Source organism: Acinetobacter sp. ANC 4805, assembly GCF_022549495.1.
In the GTDB taxonomy this organism is placed as follows: Bacteria; Pseudomonadota; Gammaproteobacteria; order Pseudomonadales; family Moraxellaceae; genus Acinetobacter.
In genome coordinates this window covers 157,585-175,075 of record NZ_JAKZGD010000005.1, presented here as the reverse complement: position 1 = coordinate 175,075, position 17,491 = coordinate 157,585, and the positions used below count along the sequence as shown (strand labels likewise).

The window sequence follows — 17,491 nt, the reverse complement described above, 5'->3', positions numbered from 1 at the left end:
TTTGATATGCTACGTATGAAGATTATTAATTTATGTAATTGTTCTTTTTATCAACTTCTGTGCTCAACTCATGTTGTGAGCTTGCATTCAAAGAATCGGTATTATTGCGTGCAATAAGTGCATATGCAAAAAATAACCCATTACAAAGCATTAAAATAACAAATAGACATGGCAACCCTTCACCACAAATGAATGACCATATTTGACTTAAAAGACTTTTATTTTGTTTAAGTTTATTCATTTCTTCTATAAAATTTGAATTAGTAGACATTTTTATAATTTTACATGACTAATCCTAAATAAAAAAGCCAGTTTTTCAACTGGCTTCTTCATTTTATCGGTTTTTAACGATTAGAAATCGTTTTTACGACGACGGTCACCACCGAAAGTTTCTTCACGTACGCCACGGCGTGGACGATCTTCGCCACCGAAACTACGTTTTGGACGATCTTCGCCACCGAAACTACGCTTTGGACGGTCTTCACCACCAAAACTACGCTTTGGACGATCGCCAAAACCACCTTCGCGCTGTGCAGGACGATCACCAAAATCACGTTTTGGACGATCACCGAAGCTACCTTCACGACGTGGTTTATAATCTACACGGTTACCACGATTGTCATCATTTGAGTCAAAACGCGGTTTATCATTGAAACCACCTTCGCGACGCGGGCGATCTGAATTGAACTCACGGCGTGGACGATCTTCACCACCAAATGCTGGACGTTCGCCACGTGGTTTGTCATCAAAGTTACGACGTGGACGGTCTTCGAAACCACCTTCACGACGTGGGCGATCTGAATTAAACTCACGGCGTGGACGATCTTCACCACCAAATGCTGGGCGTTCACCACGTGGTTTGTCATCAAAGTTACGACGTGGACGGTCTTCAAAACCACCTTCACGACGTGGGCGATCTGAATTAAACTCGCGACGTGGACGATCTTCACCACCAAATGCTGGGCGTTCACCACGTGGTTTGTCATCGAAGCTACGACGTGGACGATCTTCACCGCCTTCACGACGTTTGAAATTGCTTTCGCCTTCAAAACGACGACCGCCGCCAAAACCACCACGACCACCATCACGGCCGCCACGACCACGACCACCGCCATCACGACCGCGACCACCACCATCACGACCTGAACGAGCAGGAGGTGGAGATGGCTCTAAACCTTCGATTTCAGATACATTTAAACGTGCATCTAAGTAATCTTCTAAAGCACGGATTTTGCCACGCTCACGGTAAGTCGCTAAAGTAACAGCTTGACCCGTACGACCTGCACGACCTGTACGACCAATACGGTGTACATAGTCTTCATTTTTCATCGGTAAACCGAAGTTGATTACGTGTGAAATTGTTGGTACGTCTAAACCACGCGCTGCAACGTCAGTTGCAACCAAGATTTTTGCACGACCTTCACGAATGCTACGTAAACGACGGTTACGAACGGTTTGTGGCATTGCACCGTGTAATGCAACAACAGAGTGACCCGCTTCAGCTAATTCTTCAGCAAGCATGTCTGTATCTTCTTGCGTGCTTGCGAATACAACAGCTTGATCTACTGATTCGTCAGATAACCAATGCGTAAGTAATTTTTTCTTGTGTTCGAAACCATCAGTCCAATGTAATGTTTGAGTTACATCAGTGTTGGTACTATGACCAGTTTCAATTGCAATACGTTGTGGATCATTCATCATGCGTTCAGCAAGACGGATAATACGATCAGCAAAAGTAGCAGAGAACATTAATGTTTGTTTACGATTTGCAGCTAATTCACCAATCGCTTCTAAGTCTTCAGAGAAACCTAGATCAAGCATACGGTCAGCTTCATCAACAATTAATGATTCAACTTTATCAAGTTTAATTTGACGACGGTTTACAAGGTCAAGTAAACGACCTGGGGTCGCAACAACAACTTGCGCACCTTTAAGCTGTTGGATTTGTTTACCAAAAGGCATGCCACCCATAATTGCAGCAATACGAACACCTTTCATGTGACGTACAAATGCAATCGCATCTTGGCTAACTTGTTGAGCCAATTCACGTGTAGGAGAAATAACCAAAATAGTTGGTTGTGTTACAGCTTTCATACGGTCTTTAAAAGAAACAAAAGCTTCTTCGCCAGCTAAAGCATTCAATGTAGGGAGTAAGAATGCAGCTGTTTTACCTGAACCAGTTTGGCTCGAAACTAATAAATCTTTCCCTTCTAACGCAGCGGGAATCGCTTGTTCTTGCACAGGAGTTGGTGTGGTAAAACCTAAACCTTCAAGCGCTTGTTGTAAGGTTTCGTGTAAAGAAAATTCGGCAAAAGTTTTGCTCATAGAGAGTTTCACCCTAATGGGTGCTCCATTTTAATAAATTCAAAAAAATAGACATCGGCAACAAGCGGCAAAGCGACTCAAGCTGAAAATAGATGAAGTTCAGCGGCGATCCGAATAACGACGATGTGGACTAAACGCACGCTTGATTACTGCTTCAACCTGAAGAATCGCTAAGCGATTTGGGCGCAAGATGTGGTCCTCTCGATGGACAGCGTGCGCTTTATGATGAATAGAACTGAATGTTCAGGTAATGAACTGGAATTTAAGTGCGTGGGCGGATTATAGCAGAATAATTTTAAAAGTCACCTTTTTTAATAGGTTTTTTCTATTCGATCACTTTTATTCTTTGTATATTAATTACAACTAAAGAAAAAATTAAGGATTATTGGCTACTTGAGTAAATATCTCCCCAATATTCAAAGATTGATCATTTAAGATATTCCGAATCGCTTTTACCAAACATTCAACTGTCATTTCCTTCAGAATGATCATATCTGAAGCCCAAAAATATGTACCAAAAGCAGATTCACCTGTTCTATTATCTTTAGTCATTAAATATTGAATATTTGCTAGTGTAAAAGCACTTCCCAAAAAAGTTTTGTCACCAATAATAAGCCAAAAATCAATATTTTGTTGCTCAATATCATCCTCTGGAATGTTATGGTATGTCTTGATAGAGAATGCATCATCTTGGTAAATCGTTTGCATTATTATATTTACTCCATTGCTATTTATAAGAAACATTTAAGTCAAACTTAAGTTAAGCTATTATTATTTCTAACAAAAAATATACCACCTGACCACCAATATGAAAAATAAAATTAAAAATCATCGATCACTAATCAAATTATTAATAAGCTTTTGGCTACTCGGATGCCTCAATATTGTCTATTTCGGTTTTCAAATTGATCCGTACCTTAGCAAACATGAGCCTGAGTATATTTATCAATATCCCATAGATGGTGTAATTTTAATTTCTTTATTTTTTTCTAGTTATTTTATCGTTACATATTTCCTAGCATCGACTTCGTTTAATCAAAAACATCCTTTTTTGAGTTGTACAATCTTAAGTATCATTACTTTTGTACAACTTTTAATTGCATATAGCGGTGCTATGCATGCACCACCTTTTATGTGGGCATATATGATAAATATATTTGTTCTATTCTTTTTTCATTTTGCTCTATGTGTTTTTATTATTAGACATAAAAAAGAGTAGCCAATAGCTACTCTTTTCTCAAAATCTACAAATTATTTTGCAGCTTCGCCCCAAGCAGGAACAACAGTCTGCATCAATGGTTTTAACATTTTTAATGTACAAGCAAGCACTTGACCATTTTCCATCGAATCATTACCGCCACGCGCATCAACAACAACACCGCCAGCTTCTTTGACAATCAACTCACCCGCAGCGATATCCCACGGTTTTAAACCAAGTTCAAAGAAGCCATCAAAACGCCCCGCAGCAACATAAGCCAAATCTAAAGCAGCTGAACCACCACGACGGATTTGCGCGCCTGCTTTAGTCACTGCTAATAATGAAGCAAAATGTTGTTCTGCGTAAGAAACGATTTCACCATTACGTTTTGCACGATAAGGATGACCTACTGCAAGGAACGTGTTTTCTAAACTATCTTTTACATTCGCACGGATACGACGTTGGTTCATGACTGCACCACGACCACGGCTTGCAGAGAATAATTCATCACGAACTGGATCATAAATCACACCGTGTTGAGTTACACCTTTATGTTGTACAGCAATAGAAATACAGAAATGAGGAACAGCGTGAATAAAGTTTTGTGTACCATCTAAAGGGTCAATCACCCAACACCAATCGGCATCGTGACCTTTACCTTCTTGCATACCAAATTCTTCACCAAGAAAACTGTGGTTTTTATAGCTTTTACGAAGTGTATCAATTGTTAGTTGTTCGATGTAACGATCTACACGCGTTACTGGACCATCAATGCCTTTTTCTTCAACTTGCAAATCGAGTTTATGACGATTTTGATGCGCCTTTAAAAGCTCTTGACCAACTGTTTGAGCCGCACGCGCAGCCATAACCACCATAGGTTCCATTGAACACCCACTACAAATTTGAAGATTTTGACAAAGAATAATGCATAAAAGCGCTCACATTCTATCAAATATAAGCGCTTTTAGGGGAAAAATGTTGCGAAAAATTATTCCCGCTTTCACATTCTTCTATTTATGAGAACCAGGCTTCTTCAATTGAAGCTAAAATACCATTGCTATCTAAACTACAGTCTTGCAGCATTTGCTGATGGGTCGCTTGATGTAAGAATTCATCAGGCAAACCTAAATTCAACATTGGTTTTAAAATTCGCGCATGTGCCAAAAATTCATTGACCGCACTGCCTGCTCCTGCCATCACTGCATGTTCTTCCACAGTGACAAAAAGTTGGGTGCTCTCTGCAAGCTCACGGATCATTTGTTCATCCAGTGGTTTCACGAAACGCATATTGACCACACGCACACCAATTGCATGTTTATTCGCACACTGTTCTGCGGCTTCAATTGATGCCGCAACTCGACTACCAAACGCCAAAATACTGATCTGCTGTTCAGCATCTACATTAAATTCTGCAACAATTTCAGCTTTACCAATATCCAAAGCCGTCATTTGTTGTTGAATTTCAACACCTGTACCTACCCCACGAGGATAACGCACGGCAGTTGGGCCTTTATAAAGATAAGCTGTGTGTAGCATTTGGCGGCATTCATTTTCATCTTTTGGCGCCATGATCACCATATTCGGCACAGTACGCATATAAGCATAGTCATATGCACCTGCATGGGTTGGGCCATCTTCACCGACTAAGCCCGCACGATCAATACCAAAAGTCACATCTAAATTCTGGAGTGCGACATCATGGATTAACTGATCATAGCCACGTTGTAAAAAGGTTGAATAGATTGCTACAACAGGTTTTAAACCTTCGCATGCCATACCTGCTGCTAATGTCACTGCATGTTGCTCAGCAATAGCCACATCGAAGAACCGTTCAGGATATTGCTTTGCAAACTGTACCATTCCTGAGCCTTCGCACATGGCAGGTGTGATTGCAAGTAAACGCTCATCTTGAGCTGCCTGATCACATAACCATTGCCCAAATACATCTGAATACTTAGGCGCAGATTTTTTTGTCGGTGTTGTCGTCGCTGTAGGCGAAATTTTAGTAATGGCATGGTAGGTAATCGGGTCTGCTTCCGCAGGCGCAAAACCTTTACCTTTTTTAGTATAAATATGAACTAAACGCGGTCCTTTACGTTTTTTCAATGCTTGAAAAACTTGTGCAAGTTGTTCTACATCATGCCCATCAAAAGGGCCAAAGTAATCAAAACCAATTGCTTTAAATAAATTATCGGCAGCATTTGTTGCAGATTGATGCAAACGTGAATTATAAGTCCACTTTGGATGCGGCTGAACATAAGCTTCACCATGTTCATTTAGATTAATGAACTGACCTGTTTCCCAAATCGCTGCTAAGTGCTTGGCAAAACCACCTGTGCTACATGAAATCGACATATCGTTGTCATTTAAGACCACAATCAAATCAGCATCATGCGCTACTGCATCATTCATGGCTTCAAATGCCATGCCTGCTGTCATCGCACCATCACCAACAATCGCAACGACATCACATGGATCTTGTTGATAACGACGCGCCAGTGCCATTCCCAAGCCTGCTGAAATTGCAGTTGATGAATGTCCGACGCCAAAGGTATCAAATTCAGATTCTTCACGTGCTGGGAATGCAGCCAAACCATCTTTAGTACGAATCGTCGTGATACGTTCACGGCGACCTGTCAGCACTTTGTGTGGATAAGCTTGATGACCCACATCCCAAACCAAACGATCTTGTGGCGTATTAAAACAATAATGCAATGCAACAGTTAATTCTATTACACCAAGATTTGCGCCAAAGTGACCACCACTCTGTCCTGCCGCATACAAAATATATTGACGCAACTCATCCGCCACTTGTGCGAGTTGGCTTTGCTCGAGCTGACGTAATTGTTGTGGATGGTCGATTCCATCTAACAATGGCGTAACAGGGCGTTGAGTTGGAATTTCGGTATACAACATAATGTGGCAAAGCCTTTTTAAGCCTGGCAAATCCGAAGCTGGGTTAAATGGGGGCAATCATACAATTAAATACAATCTACCTTCAATCAGCCACATGTGCGAATGATGTAGTGCTGAACATTCTCAAGCCAATCTTAAAGATTGACTCGCTGATTATCCTGAATTATGTCACTGTTTATCAACTATTATTGTGTGCTTTCCATGAAAAAGAAAAACTTATGTGAAAAATCAGAACTCGCAATTCACTCAATCTTCACACATTAAGCTATACTTTGACTGTTTTTATCATGATAGTGAGTTATCTGTGCCGATTGAATTTATTGCAACATCAAAGCTACCAACCGCTTTTGGTGACTTCAATATTTCTGTGTTTCAAGACCCTGGAACGGGTGAAGAACATGTGGCGCTGTCTAAGGGTTTAGAAACAACGCCTGAGGCACCTGTACTGGTACGCATTCATTCTGAATGTTTAACAGGCGATGCTTTCGCTTCGCTTAAATGCGATTGTGGACCTCAACTACAAGCAACTCAACGCTTGATTAATGAAGCAGGTCAAGGTGTGATTTTATATTTGCGCCAAGAAGGGCGTGGCATCGGACTGACCAACAAAATTCGTGCATATGCCTTGCAAGATCAAGGACATGACACCGTTGATGCTAACTTATTATTAAATCTTCCTGCGGATGCACGTCGTTATGATATGTGCAGCATTATGTTAGACCATCTTCAGATTAAAGAAGTCAAGCTCATTACCAATAACCCTTTAAAGCTGAAAGCTTTGACAGATCTTGGTATTCATGTGACTGAACGTGTTCCTCTCACTGTAGGAAGCAACCCATTCAATGAACAATATTTAAAGACCAAACGTGAGCGTATGGATCATCTTTATCACAAAGATGATTTTTAAATTAAAAACAGAGTCTTTTTTAACTCAAAATAAAATGAAATTATTGCAAACTCTGTGGCTAATGAGCCTAGGCTTGTTTAGCCACGAGGCTCAGGTCACAGAGAATAAAACCGAAATAAAAATAAAGGCTTAAAAAATGACAACAATTGAACAGTTAAAATATTTTCAAAAACAAGATCATTTTTCGAGTGATAATTATCTCTACATGTATTCAGGATAAGCAACCAAAAAGATTATTGAATCAAAAAGTAGCCAAAACTGCTGAAGCTTATATCTAGCTTTATCAACGCTCTGAGCAACTGAATACAGAACAACATCTTAAAATACTTTCTGATGGTATCCATCAAATTGATCCTGATTCACTCGATACCAAAGATAGAGAGTAAGTTACAGGCACATTTGAAAAATTCTTAGATATTAAAAGCTTGGAAAGCTCTAAAGGTATTCTAAATACTTGGCTATATAATGAAGAAATTAGTAGACTTATTGAAAAGAATCGTTCTACACAATCAAAGTAAAAGCGTTATTGACTGATCAGAACTTTTCACCCTAAATCATGCATTTTTTAATATAGACTCATAAATCCCTTACTTTTTTTATGGTTTTATGTTTTGATGTAACTAATTCTTAGATCACATCATGAGGATCATCATGCAGCATCCAACTTCAGCTGATATTCAACGTGTTCGCGAGTTTTTACTCGATCTACAAGCACGAATTTGTGCAGGACTAGAGCAACAGGAACGTGCAGGCGGTGGTACCGCTGAATTTATCATTGATGATTGGCAACGAACCGAAGGTGGCGGTGGTCGCTCTCGTGTTTTGCAAAATGGTGAAGTGATTGAAAAAGGTGGGGTGATGTTCTCCCACATCAATATTAGTAAACTCCCCGCTTCTGCAACAGAGCGTCATCCGCAAATTGCTGGCGCAAAAGCACAAGCGTTGGGCGTATCTTTAGTGATTCATCCAAATAACCCCAATATTCCAACCTCACATGCCAATGTTCGTTTATTTGTCGCTGAACCTGAAGGACAAGATCCCGTGTGGTGGTTTGGCGGTGGCTTCGACTTAACGCCTTTTTACCCAGATGATCAAGATATTCAGAATTGGCACCAAACAGCCTACGATCTCTGTCAACCTTTTGGCGAGAATGTCTACGCTGAACATAAACAATGGTGTGATGATTATTTCTATTTAAAACACCGTGATGAACAACGTGGCGTTGGCGGTTTATTCTTTGATGATTTGAACCAGTGGGATTTCGAGACCTGCTTTAAATATATCCAAGCCGTGGGTAATGGCTATTTAGCCGCGATTTTACCGATTTTTGAAAAGCACCGTGAACAACCTTATACCGAAGCACAACGTTCTTTCCAACTGTATCGTCGTGGTCGCTATGTTGAGTACAACCTTGTTTATGACCGTGGCACTTTGTTTGGTTTACAAACAGGTGGTCGTATTGAGTCTATCCTAGTGAGTTTACCAAATCTTGCAGGTTGGTCTTATCGTCCTGAATGGGACGCTGATTCAGCAGAAAAACGCTTAGCCGATTATTATCTTAAACCAAGAGATTGGTTGGGTTTAAATAAATAATTCGCTGTAATAACCCCAAGCACCTAAACTCAGGTGCTTTTTTTGTACCTACAGATTGTCGTATATTGTGTGCGTATAAACATGAAAGCATGTTTAATAACCACCATCCTCTCTTTAAACTTTGGATAAAAGTATGACCAAACAATTTGCTGTCATTGGGAATCCGATTGAACAATCTCGCTCACCAGAACTCCATCACGCATTTGCAGCAAAAACGGGGGTCAATTTAGACTATAAAAAAATTCTTGCACCTTTAGACGGCTTTGAAAGCACAGCAAAAGATTTTTTTGCTCAAAACGGTATTGGGATGAATGTGACTGTTCCATTTAAGGAACAAGCATTTGCCTTATGTGACCAACTCACTGAGCGTGCAAAAATTGCCAAAGCAGTCAATACCTTATGGATGCAAGATGGCAAACTTTTTGGGGATAATACCGATGGTCAAGGTTTAGTTGCAGCCATTCAAGCCTTAGGTTGGGAACTTAAAAATAGCCGTATTTTAATTTTAGGGGCTGGTGGTGCAACACGTGGTGTGATCTATCCTTTAGTACAAGCAGGTGCAAAAAAAATTGTGATTGCCAATCGTACTCAGGCGCGTGCGGAGCAATTGGTTGAAGATTTAAAAGATGCCGTACCACAGGCAGAACTTACCGCACTTAACTTAGAACAGCTTTCTGGTGAATTTGATTTTGTAATTAATGCAACTTCAGCGAGCTTAACTGGTGATACCTTACAACTCCCTGAAAGCTTAGTTTTCCATCATGCTTATGAGATGGCGTATGGCAAACCTTCGAGCTTTTTAGATCAAGCCCAAGAGCGTCAAGTTCCCTCGACAGATGGTTTTGGTATGTTAGTGGGTCAAGCGATTGAAGCTTTTTCTATCTGGAATGGGGTCAAACCTGAATTGAAAGATTTTTTATAATTCACCCTCTATTCAACAAAAAAGAACCTGCATTACGCAGGTTCCTTTTTATCAAGGTTCAATTATTTTGCCGTCAGCATTTTCAAATAAACGTCTTTAAAGATTTCATAATCAATAAATTCATTATGCTCAATTTTTAAAGCTTTAATGGTTTTCTCAGACAACTGATTCTTACGTGCATCAACATACGCTTGCCCTAAGATCGCAGCGGTTTGTGCCAGTAAAGGTTTTTCTTCACTTGAAACCCCATTATCACGTTCAAATTGGATTTGATATTGTTGAGCAAATAGCTGCTGTGGCTGTTTATATTGGGCTTGTAATTTTTTCCATGCTTGACGATCTTGATCACCATGCATCGCATTATTCACAATACGATTAACTGCCTGACCTAACTTGTCATCAAACTGATCTTCTTGCTCAAGATGATGTTTCTTCTGTAAGGTTTCAATGCTTTTTAGTGCTTTGCCTTCTGGGTTATACACATCTTCATCGCCATACCAATACGCATAAACCGCTGCAATTTCTTGTAATTCTTGGCTAGAGTAACGCTGTGCAATTTGAGGCTTACTTTCAACCAATTTAGCAATAAAGACGGCTTTGTAGGTGTGTTCATAAGCATGTGTTGCATCATAACGTTGTTCTGCAATCACTTTCAGTTGATCATCTAAAGATAAAGTATAAGGCTCAACTGAACGCTCTTGGATACCCGTTTGTCCCAATTTCTCAGAGAAACTTCCCATCGCTTGTTCCAGTATTGAACCTTTACTGGTTTCTGCCCATGTTTTTGCACGTTTCAATTGAGCCTGATCAATCGGTGTAGCGTTACCATAGTTCGAAATCAGCATATCCGCTTTCATATTGAAGCGAGCCTTTAACTCAGGTAAGCCATAATTGAAATCATAATCAATTTTGACTGCACGCCCCTCTGCATCTAAACCAATATCAATGATCAATGGATTGCGCTTGTCTACAGGTGGTAATGCTTTATCGATATCAGCTTGGTGTTTTGTCCAAAGTGCTTTAAAGGCTTGATCATCAACAAACTGGTTTTGGTCATAGACAACAAACTCTTTTTCCAAAGCCTGCAATTTATCAATATAAGATAAGAAGCTTGGTTCTGTCTTCTTCACACCAAATACATCAATCTCATACATACTTTGGCAATACTGCGCATCACCATAAATCGCCTTCATGGTATTTTGCAGTGCCGTACATTGCGCCTCGGTTAAACCTTCATCATCTACAGATGAAGCTGAATCAGCGACAACATCAGTTGGTTCTGAAGCATCTTTTGCAGCTTGTCTAGCTGCTTCTGCAGCATCCTCTGCAACGTCAGTAATAGGTGCATCATCTGCTACTTCATTTTCAACACCAAAATGTTGATTCACTAAACGATAGAGTTGTTGGCTGACCACACTAGCATCATCTGCGGAATCTTTTTTATCTAAGACAGAAGTCGTTGTTTCAGGTTTGGCTTTATTTGTTGTACTTACTTCATTTGCAATAAATTTTTCTAAATTTTGCTCTTTAATATTCAAAATGCTTTGCATTAAATATTTTTCATTAACTTTGCTATACAAATTCGCTTGTAGAATTAGCTCTTCAACGGTCGATTTTAAGCGGATTTTTTCAACCACACCTGCCTTTTGGTCAGTTGAAGAAATAGACAAAGCTTGAATATTATTTTGATCAGCAAGGCGATAATACACCGCACCTGATGCTTTCATATATTCGACTAGTTTTTTGTAATCAACTTGCTTAAATAAATCCTGATATTTAGAAAAATCTAAATATGCCAAATTGTTCTGGTTTTCTTTGTTGACCAAATACGGCATCAGCGCAAAGTAGTTGATATAAAACTTATAATTATTCAAATCAAGCACCATCGGCACTTTAGCTTGTATCAATAAGGTTGGTTTTTCATAACGTGCTGTGAGGTTGAATGAGCCTATTTTTTGGCGATAATGCACAGAACCATCATATTCAAATTGCATGTCGTTTAGAATATTGACCATGACCTGCGCAAAATGATCTGCTTTAGAAAGTTTAGTCGTTTTTTGTTCTTGTGCCAGTGCAACATAAAGCGCTTGCTTCTGTTTACTATTTAAATTGACCTTTTGATCTTGTAAATATTGATCAACTTTTTGCTTGAGTGCTGCATCTAGAGATGATTGTGCTGATGGAGCTGTTGACTTATTTCGTTCAAGATCGACGTGAACATTAAATTTTCCGCGATAATCATAGCTCGGATATTCATACATCGCATTGAGACTATTAATTGCCTTTTGCTCTAAGTTTTTAGAACCTGAATTGGTTTTAATGACATGCTGCGAACAAGCAGATAGACCAAGACCCAACAAGCATAATGTTAAATATTTTAAACGCATAGCTTTACCAAACACCCTTATATCGTTATATTTTCAACTATAAAATAGATCATTTTTCACATATAATATACGCAAAGACTCTAACAGAAAAATGATTTTCTTACGTATTACTTTTTTCGAAAATTCGCTTTTCTGACATTTTTTTCCCTAGGGTTTATCAATGTATTTTTATCACCATTATGAATAATCAAAGTATCGAAACAGATAATCCAAAATGATTCAAATACAGGATTAAGATTATGCCAGCATATAAAGCCCCTCTCCGTGATATTCGTTTCTTAATGAACGAAATGTTAGATTATCCAGCACATTACCAAACTTTGACAAGTGGTCAAAATGCGGATGCTGAAACAGTTGATATGATTCTTGAAGGTGCAGCAGATTACTGCGAAAACGTACTTTCTCCACTCAACCAATCAGGTGATGAAGAAGGTTGTACTTTCAACAATGGCGAAGTAACAACACCTAAAGGTTTTAAAGATGCTTATGACCAGTTCGTAATGGGCGGTTGGCAAGGTCTTTCTTATCCAGAAGAGTTTGGTGGTCAAGGCTTACCAATGTCTTTAAACCTCATTAAATCTGAAATGATGGGTACGGCTAACTGGTCATTCACCATGTATCCAGGTTTAAGTACAGGTTGTATGAACACAATCATGCAGTTCGGTACGGATGAGCAAAAAAATACCTATATGCCTAAACTCGTTGAAGGTACTTGGTCAGGCACAATGTGCTTAACTGAACCTCAATGTGGTACAGACTTAGGTCAAGTAAAAACTAAAGCAGAACCTGCTGCTGACGGTACATATAAAATCTCTGGTACTAAAATCTTCATCTCTGCGGGTGAGCATGATTTAACAGACAATATCATTCATATCGTACTTGCACGTCTTCCAGATGCACCTGCGGGTACTCGTGGTATTTCTTTATTCATCGTACCAAAATTCATCCCGACTGCTGATGGCGGTGTAGGTGAGCGTAATACAGTTTCTTGTGGTTCAATCGAACACAAGATGGGGATCAAAGCATCTGCAACTGCAGTTCTTAACTTTGATAATGCAACAGGTTACCTCATCGGTGAAATCAACAAAGGTTTACATGCGATGTTCACCTTCATGAACACTGCACGTATTGGTACAGCGGTTCAAGGTGTTGCTCACGCTGAGCTTTCTTTCCAAGGTGCTTTACCTTATGCGAAAGATCGTATATCTATGCGCGCACTTTCTGGTAAGAAAGAGCCTGAGCGTGTAGCTGATGCAATTATTCACCACGCTGACGTACGTCGTTTGCTTTTAACTCAAAAAGCGATTGCTGAAGGTGGTCGTTCAATGATCTACCATGCTGCAAAACTTGCAGACAAAATGTCAGATGCATTGGCAAGTGGCGATCAAGCTGCTTATGAAGCTGCCGATGACAAACTTGGTTTCTATACACCGATTTTAAAAGGTTTCTTGACTGAGCTTGGCTTAGAATCAGCGAACAACGGTATGCAAGTGTATGGCGGTCATGGCTATATCCGTGAATGGGGTATGGAACAAATCGCGCGTGATGCTCGTATCTCAACATTGTATGAAGGTACAACAGGTATCCAAGCACTTGACTTATTAGGTCGTAAAGTGCTTTTAAGCTCAAAAGGTAAAGTCGTTCGTGACTATACTGCTGAAATCTTAAAGTTCTGCGCAGCACATGCACGTAACAAATACTTACGCCGTTTTGCTTGGGACTTAACAAAACTTTGCGCACAATGGAATACATTGACTGTTCGCATCATGCTTGCTGCTCGTAAAGACCGTGACATCGTATCTTCAGCTTCAGCTGATTTCTTGATGTTCTCTGGTTATGTGATGATGGCTTACTTCTGGGCGCAACAAGCAGTGATTGCTTCTGAGAAATTAGAAGCAGGTAACGGAATTGAGACACCAGAATTCTATAAAGCAAAAATCAAAGTTGCTGATTTCTACTTCGACCGTTTATTGCCACGCGCTCAAGGTCATGCAGAATCAATGGTATCGACTTCACGCACTTTGACTTCACTTGCTCCAGAACATTTCAGCTTCGATTACTAATCGAACCTGCTAAAAAAGAGCGCTTTATGCGCTCTTTTTTATACCTCAATACAAATCATTATTTCACTTTTTTAAATACATATGCCTGTTGAGGAAATGGGTACTCTTTAAAAAACTGACGATTGCGTCCATGATCACCATTCCAAATTTGTTCTAGATCTAGAACCAAATCATGGTTTCGGTTAATTTGATAATATAGATTTACATTTGCAGCATCGCAACGAACAATAATTTCTTTTTCTTTCTGTTGCACATGCCATTGCACTTGTTTGCACGTCTGTTCAATTTTCGTCATATTTCGAGAGGAATCTGAACTTAAGCGCCCAAAGCTGGTATTGGTCCAATACACAGAACCATCTGCTAACAAATTTAAAATGTATTCAGCTTCTTTTTCACCCTTTACACAACCTGCAAAAGCATCTGTACATGGAATTCGTGCATGATAACGCCCAACATAATGCAGATCTTGCTGAGTCGGTTTTGACACATGTTTAGAAGCCACATGAGGTACGGTTGCTTGTCCTGCAACTTCAGTCAATGCAACACCTTCGCTAGATTGTGTTTGCTTATCATCTGAAATCACAGGAATAGAACTTTCTTTATTTGGCTGCGACTGGGTTGCTGTTTGAATAGTATCTGGATAATGGCTATCGCAAGCACTCAAGCCAGAACTAAAAATAAACCCGACACTAAAACACCGTAACAATAATCGGAACTGTGTATCCATAATTCTCTAACATTATCATTTCTTAATACAAAACAAAGCATTGAATACACAAGAGTTATTACTCATGCAAATTCATTTTAGCAAAGGAAAAATCAAGAAAAAAGATTGGTTAAAATAAAAATCTGACCAAGTAAAGTGCTTTAAGTCGGTGCATTTTAGAGGATATTGCCGTTTTCCCCATCAAAATTTTACACACCGTAACGATTTTTTCATCTGTTTAAACTTTAAAAAATCGAGTTCACCCCTATTTCATTATTAACAGCAACTCATCGTGAATGACGTACCATTCTGTTGCTATCTTATATATCTAAGGAGAAAAATTTAATGGCCACTTCTGGTTTATATCGCTCAAACCAACAAAGCATGCTCGCTGGTGTAATGGGCGGTATTGCGGAACGTTTTGGTTGGAATGCAAATTTATTACGCTTGATCTTTGTGGTGATCTCGCTCATGAGTGCCGCATTTCCGGGGATTTTAGTCTATCTGATTTTATGGTTGGTGATTCCAAAACAGCAGCAAGCGCGCGTTGATCACGTACAAGGTTACCCACAACCAGTCAAAACAGTCTATGAAGACCAAAGTATGAAACGTTAATTTTCGGTTACCTTTTTGGTCGCTACGGTTGAGTCTCCCCCGAATACAACCGTAGCTTTTTTTATTCAAATGAAAGTTTTTGACGATTCAGTTGCTGCTGTAATGCAGCAATCATATCAGCACGACTAATGATCCCAATCAAACATTGATTTTCAACTACAGGGATATAGTTAAATGACTTCTCCACAAAATAAGGGATTAAATCCTGAATGGGTTGGGATGGATCAACGATGACAACACGGTGACTCATAATTTGTCGGACATAGTGTTGCCAAGAATTTCTTGGATCAGTCGCACTTTTAAACCATTCCACCACTTCATACAAAGCCAATGTCCCCACCAAATGATTTTCGCTATTCACCACAGGCAAACTCATCAGATTCACTGCTTTAAATTTATCCAAAGCCTGATGAATATCATCATCTTCATGCAGTTTCATCACATCTCGGCTCATAATGTCTTGGCAAACAAATAAGTTCGTCAAACGTTCATTGGCTCGTTCTTGTGCTTCTAAAATAATTTTTTCCAAATCATATTGGCTAATGTCTAATAGCTCAGTGTGATGCGCCAAAGCATATCTAATATCTTTCGGTTGAATCGACACTTTTTGGGTTGGTGTAGGGTCTTTAGAGCGTTCATTAATATGCGCTGTTATTGGATAATGTCGACCAATCAACCGATTAAAAAAGACAGCAATCAATAATAATAAAATCGAATTGAGTAACACAGGATATAAAATAAAGTGAAAACCTAAACGGTGTACAGCATCCCCACCTAATACCGCTGTAATCGCCACTGCTCCACTCGGCGGATGCAATGAATCAGTGGTCATCATCATAAAAATTGCCAACCCAACTGCAATACTAAAAGCAGAGGTTAAATCAGGCAAAAGCTGTGTACAGGTTACCCCGATTAACCCTGCCAAGGTATTCCCAACCACAACATTCCAAGGCTGAGCTAATGGGCTATTGGGAACAGCAAAAAGTAGCACTGAGGATGCACCCATTGGGGCGATATACCATATATTTATACCATCCAATACATACCAACTGATCAAAGATGATATGGCTAAACCACACAAAGCACCAAAACTAGAAAGAAACCGTTCTTTAAATGATAAAACTTTATAGTTAGGTTTTAAAAAATTTAGCCAGTCTGATTGGGTTAAGCTCACAATGCACCTTGCTGGAATCGTCTTGTTCTCATTGGGTGCAGTAGTATACTGTCATCTTAAAGTAAAGATGTATTTAAATTATAGTTTTAATGTATGCTCAAATCTGCTGAACACAAATTATATCAATTGAGATATTCTCGCAGTTGCTCCAACCGCTCTGCATATCTTTGCATAGGGCAAAATTGATACATCGGTGAACCGATATAAGCACCTGCATTACGACATTCCTGATCAACAAAATTTTTCCAAAGTTGTTGTGATTTCATAATATCCTGATAACGCTCAGGTTGCTTGTATTCCCTACTTTGAGTCTTAATTTGATCTAATAACCTGACGATTTTCTTGGCATATAAAGCCTTCGTTTTATCACTACAAATTGCCACGACTGCATTATTAATATTATTTAGCTTTAAGCTCTGAATGGTTTCATCGACACATTGGCTATACGGGTCAATGGTTTTATTCTGTGGTGCAGCCAATCCATCCACACTCAGAAAAATCATGGCAAGCAACAAACCATTGAGGCTTAATTTTTTCATTACCCTATGCTGTATTCTCATCATATTTAAAAATCCCAAATGACCGCTATATTTTTACTTTTAACCATACGAATCATAATGAAATTTTTTGCATCACTTCAACAAAAGAATAGAATCTGATCAGAACATAATCCTCCTGTATCATG

The 17,491-nt window shown here is 39.3% G+C and carries 13 protein-coding genes and 1 pseudogene; 6 read left to right on the top strand and 8 right to left on the bottom strand.

The window, feature by feature from the left end:
- Nucleotides 1-351: 351 nt before the first annotated feature.
- The 4 genes from MMP60_RS08670 to dxs all read right to left on the bottom strand — a co-directional run bounded on the left by MMP60_RS08670 (nt 352) and on the right by dxs (nt 6,439).
- Complete coding sequence (locus MMP60_RS08670) at nt 352-2,325, bottom strand: DEAD/DEAH box helicase (protein ID WP_241335886.1); 1,974 nt, start codon at nt 2,323-2,325, stop codon at nt 352-354.
- A gap of 375 nt (nt 2,326-2,700) precedes the next feature.
- Nucleotides 2,701-3,033 (bottom strand): hypothetical protein, encoded by a 333-nt coding sequence (locus MMP60_RS08665; protein WP_241335885.1) that lies wholly within the window; start codon nt 3,031-3,033, stop codon nt 2,701-2,703.
- A gap of 543 nt (nt 3,034-3,576) precedes the next feature.
- Nucleotides 3,577-4,407, bottom strand: coding sequence for an inositol monophosphatase (locus MMP60_RS08660; protein WP_241335884.1), 831 nt, complete (start codon nt 4,405-4,407; stop codon nt 3,577-3,579).
- Between the two features lie 130 nt (nt 4,408-4,537).
- The gene (gene dxs / locus MMP60_RS08655; protein ID WP_241335883.1) at nt 4,538-6,439 is read right to left on the bottom strand and encodes a 1-deoxy-D-xylulose-5-phosphate synthase; all 1,902 of its coding nucleotides are present in this window, start codon (nt 6,437-6,439) and stop codon (nt 4,538-4,540) included.
- 304 nt (nt 6,440-6,743) lie between these two features.
- Here dxs and ribA point away from each other — a divergent pair, with 304 nt between their 5' ends.
- The 4 genes and pseudogenes from ribA to aroE all read left to right on the top strand — a co-directional run bounded on the left by ribA (nt 6,744) and on the right by aroE (nt 9,861).
- Nucleotides 6,744-7,346 carry a GTP cyclohydrolase II gene (gene ribA / locus MMP60_RS08650; RefSeq protein WP_241335882.1) on the top strand — a complete coding sequence of 201 codons (603 nt, stop codon included), beginning with the start codon at nt 6,744-6,746 and terminating at the stop codon, nt 7,344-7,346.
- A gap of 34 nt (nt 7,347-7,380) precedes the next feature.
- A pseudogene (locus tag MMP60_RS08645) lies at nt 7,381-7,864 on the top strand (DUF4844 domain-containing protein).
- A 133-nt stretch (nt 7,865-7,997) separates the two neighbouring features.
- Nucleotides 7,998-8,939 (top strand): oxygen-dependent coproporphyrinogen oxidase, encoded by a 942-nt coding sequence (gene hemF / locus MMP60_RS08640; RefSeq protein ID WP_241335881.1) that lies wholly within the window; start codon nt 7,998-8,000, stop codon nt 8,937-8,939.
- 133 nt (nt 8,940-9,072) lie between these two features.
- A complete protein-coding gene (aroE, locus tag MMP60_RS08635; protein WP_241335880.1) occupies nt 9,073-9,861 on the top strand; it encodes a shikimate dehydrogenase in 789 nt (262 codons plus the stop codon).
- A 62-nt stretch (nt 9,862-9,923) separates the two neighbouring features.
- Here the strand turns inward: aroE and MMP60_RS08630 are convergent, their stop codons facing one another.
- Nucleotides 9,924-12,248, bottom strand: coding sequence for a hypothetical protein (locus MMP60_RS08630; RefSeq protein ID WP_241335879.1), 2,325 nt, complete (start codon nt 12,246-12,248; stop codon nt 9,924-9,926).
- Nucleotides 12,249-12,487: 239 nt separating this feature from the next.
- On the opposite strand from MMP60_RS08630, the gene MMP60_RS08625 reads away from it, so the two are divergent.
- A complete protein-coding gene (locus tag MMP60_RS08625) occupies nt 12,488-14,311 on the top strand; it encodes an acyl-CoA dehydrogenase C-terminal domain-containing protein (RefSeq protein WP_241335878.1) in 1,824 nt (607 codons plus the stop codon).
- Nucleotides 14,312-14,369: 58 nt separating this feature from the next.
- On the opposite strand, the gene MMP60_RS08620 is transcribed toward MMP60_RS08625, so the two are convergent.
- Nucleotides 14,370-15,038, bottom strand: a complete 669-nt coding sequence (locus MMP60_RS08620) for a hypothetical protein (protein ID WP_241335877.1) — start codon at nt 15,036-15,038, stop codon at nt 14,370-14,372.
- A 324-nt stretch (nt 15,039-15,362) separates the two neighbouring features.
- On the opposite strand from MMP60_RS08620, the gene MMP60_RS08615 reads away from it, so the two are divergent.
- Nucleotides 15,363-15,632, top strand: coding sequence for a PspC domain-containing protein (locus tag MMP60_RS08615; protein ID WP_241335876.1), 270 nt, complete (start codon nt 15,363-15,365; stop codon nt 15,630-15,632).
- A 61-nt stretch (nt 15,633-15,693) separates the two neighbouring features.
- Here MMP60_RS08615 and MMP60_RS08610 read toward each other — a convergent pair whose 3' ends face one another.
- Nucleotides 15,694-16,806 (bottom strand): HPP family protein, encoded by a 1,113-nt coding sequence (locus MMP60_RS08610; RefSeq protein ID WP_241335875.1) that lies wholly within the window; start codon nt 16,804-16,806, stop codon nt 15,694-15,696.
- A gap of 122 nt (nt 16,807-16,928) precedes the next feature.
- Complete coding sequence (locus MMP60_RS08605) at nt 16,929-17,309, bottom strand: lysozyme inhibitor LprI family protein (RefSeq protein WP_241335982.1); 381 nt, start codon at nt 17,307-17,309, stop codon at nt 16,929-16,931.
- Nucleotides 17,310-17,491: the final 182 nt, after the last annotated feature.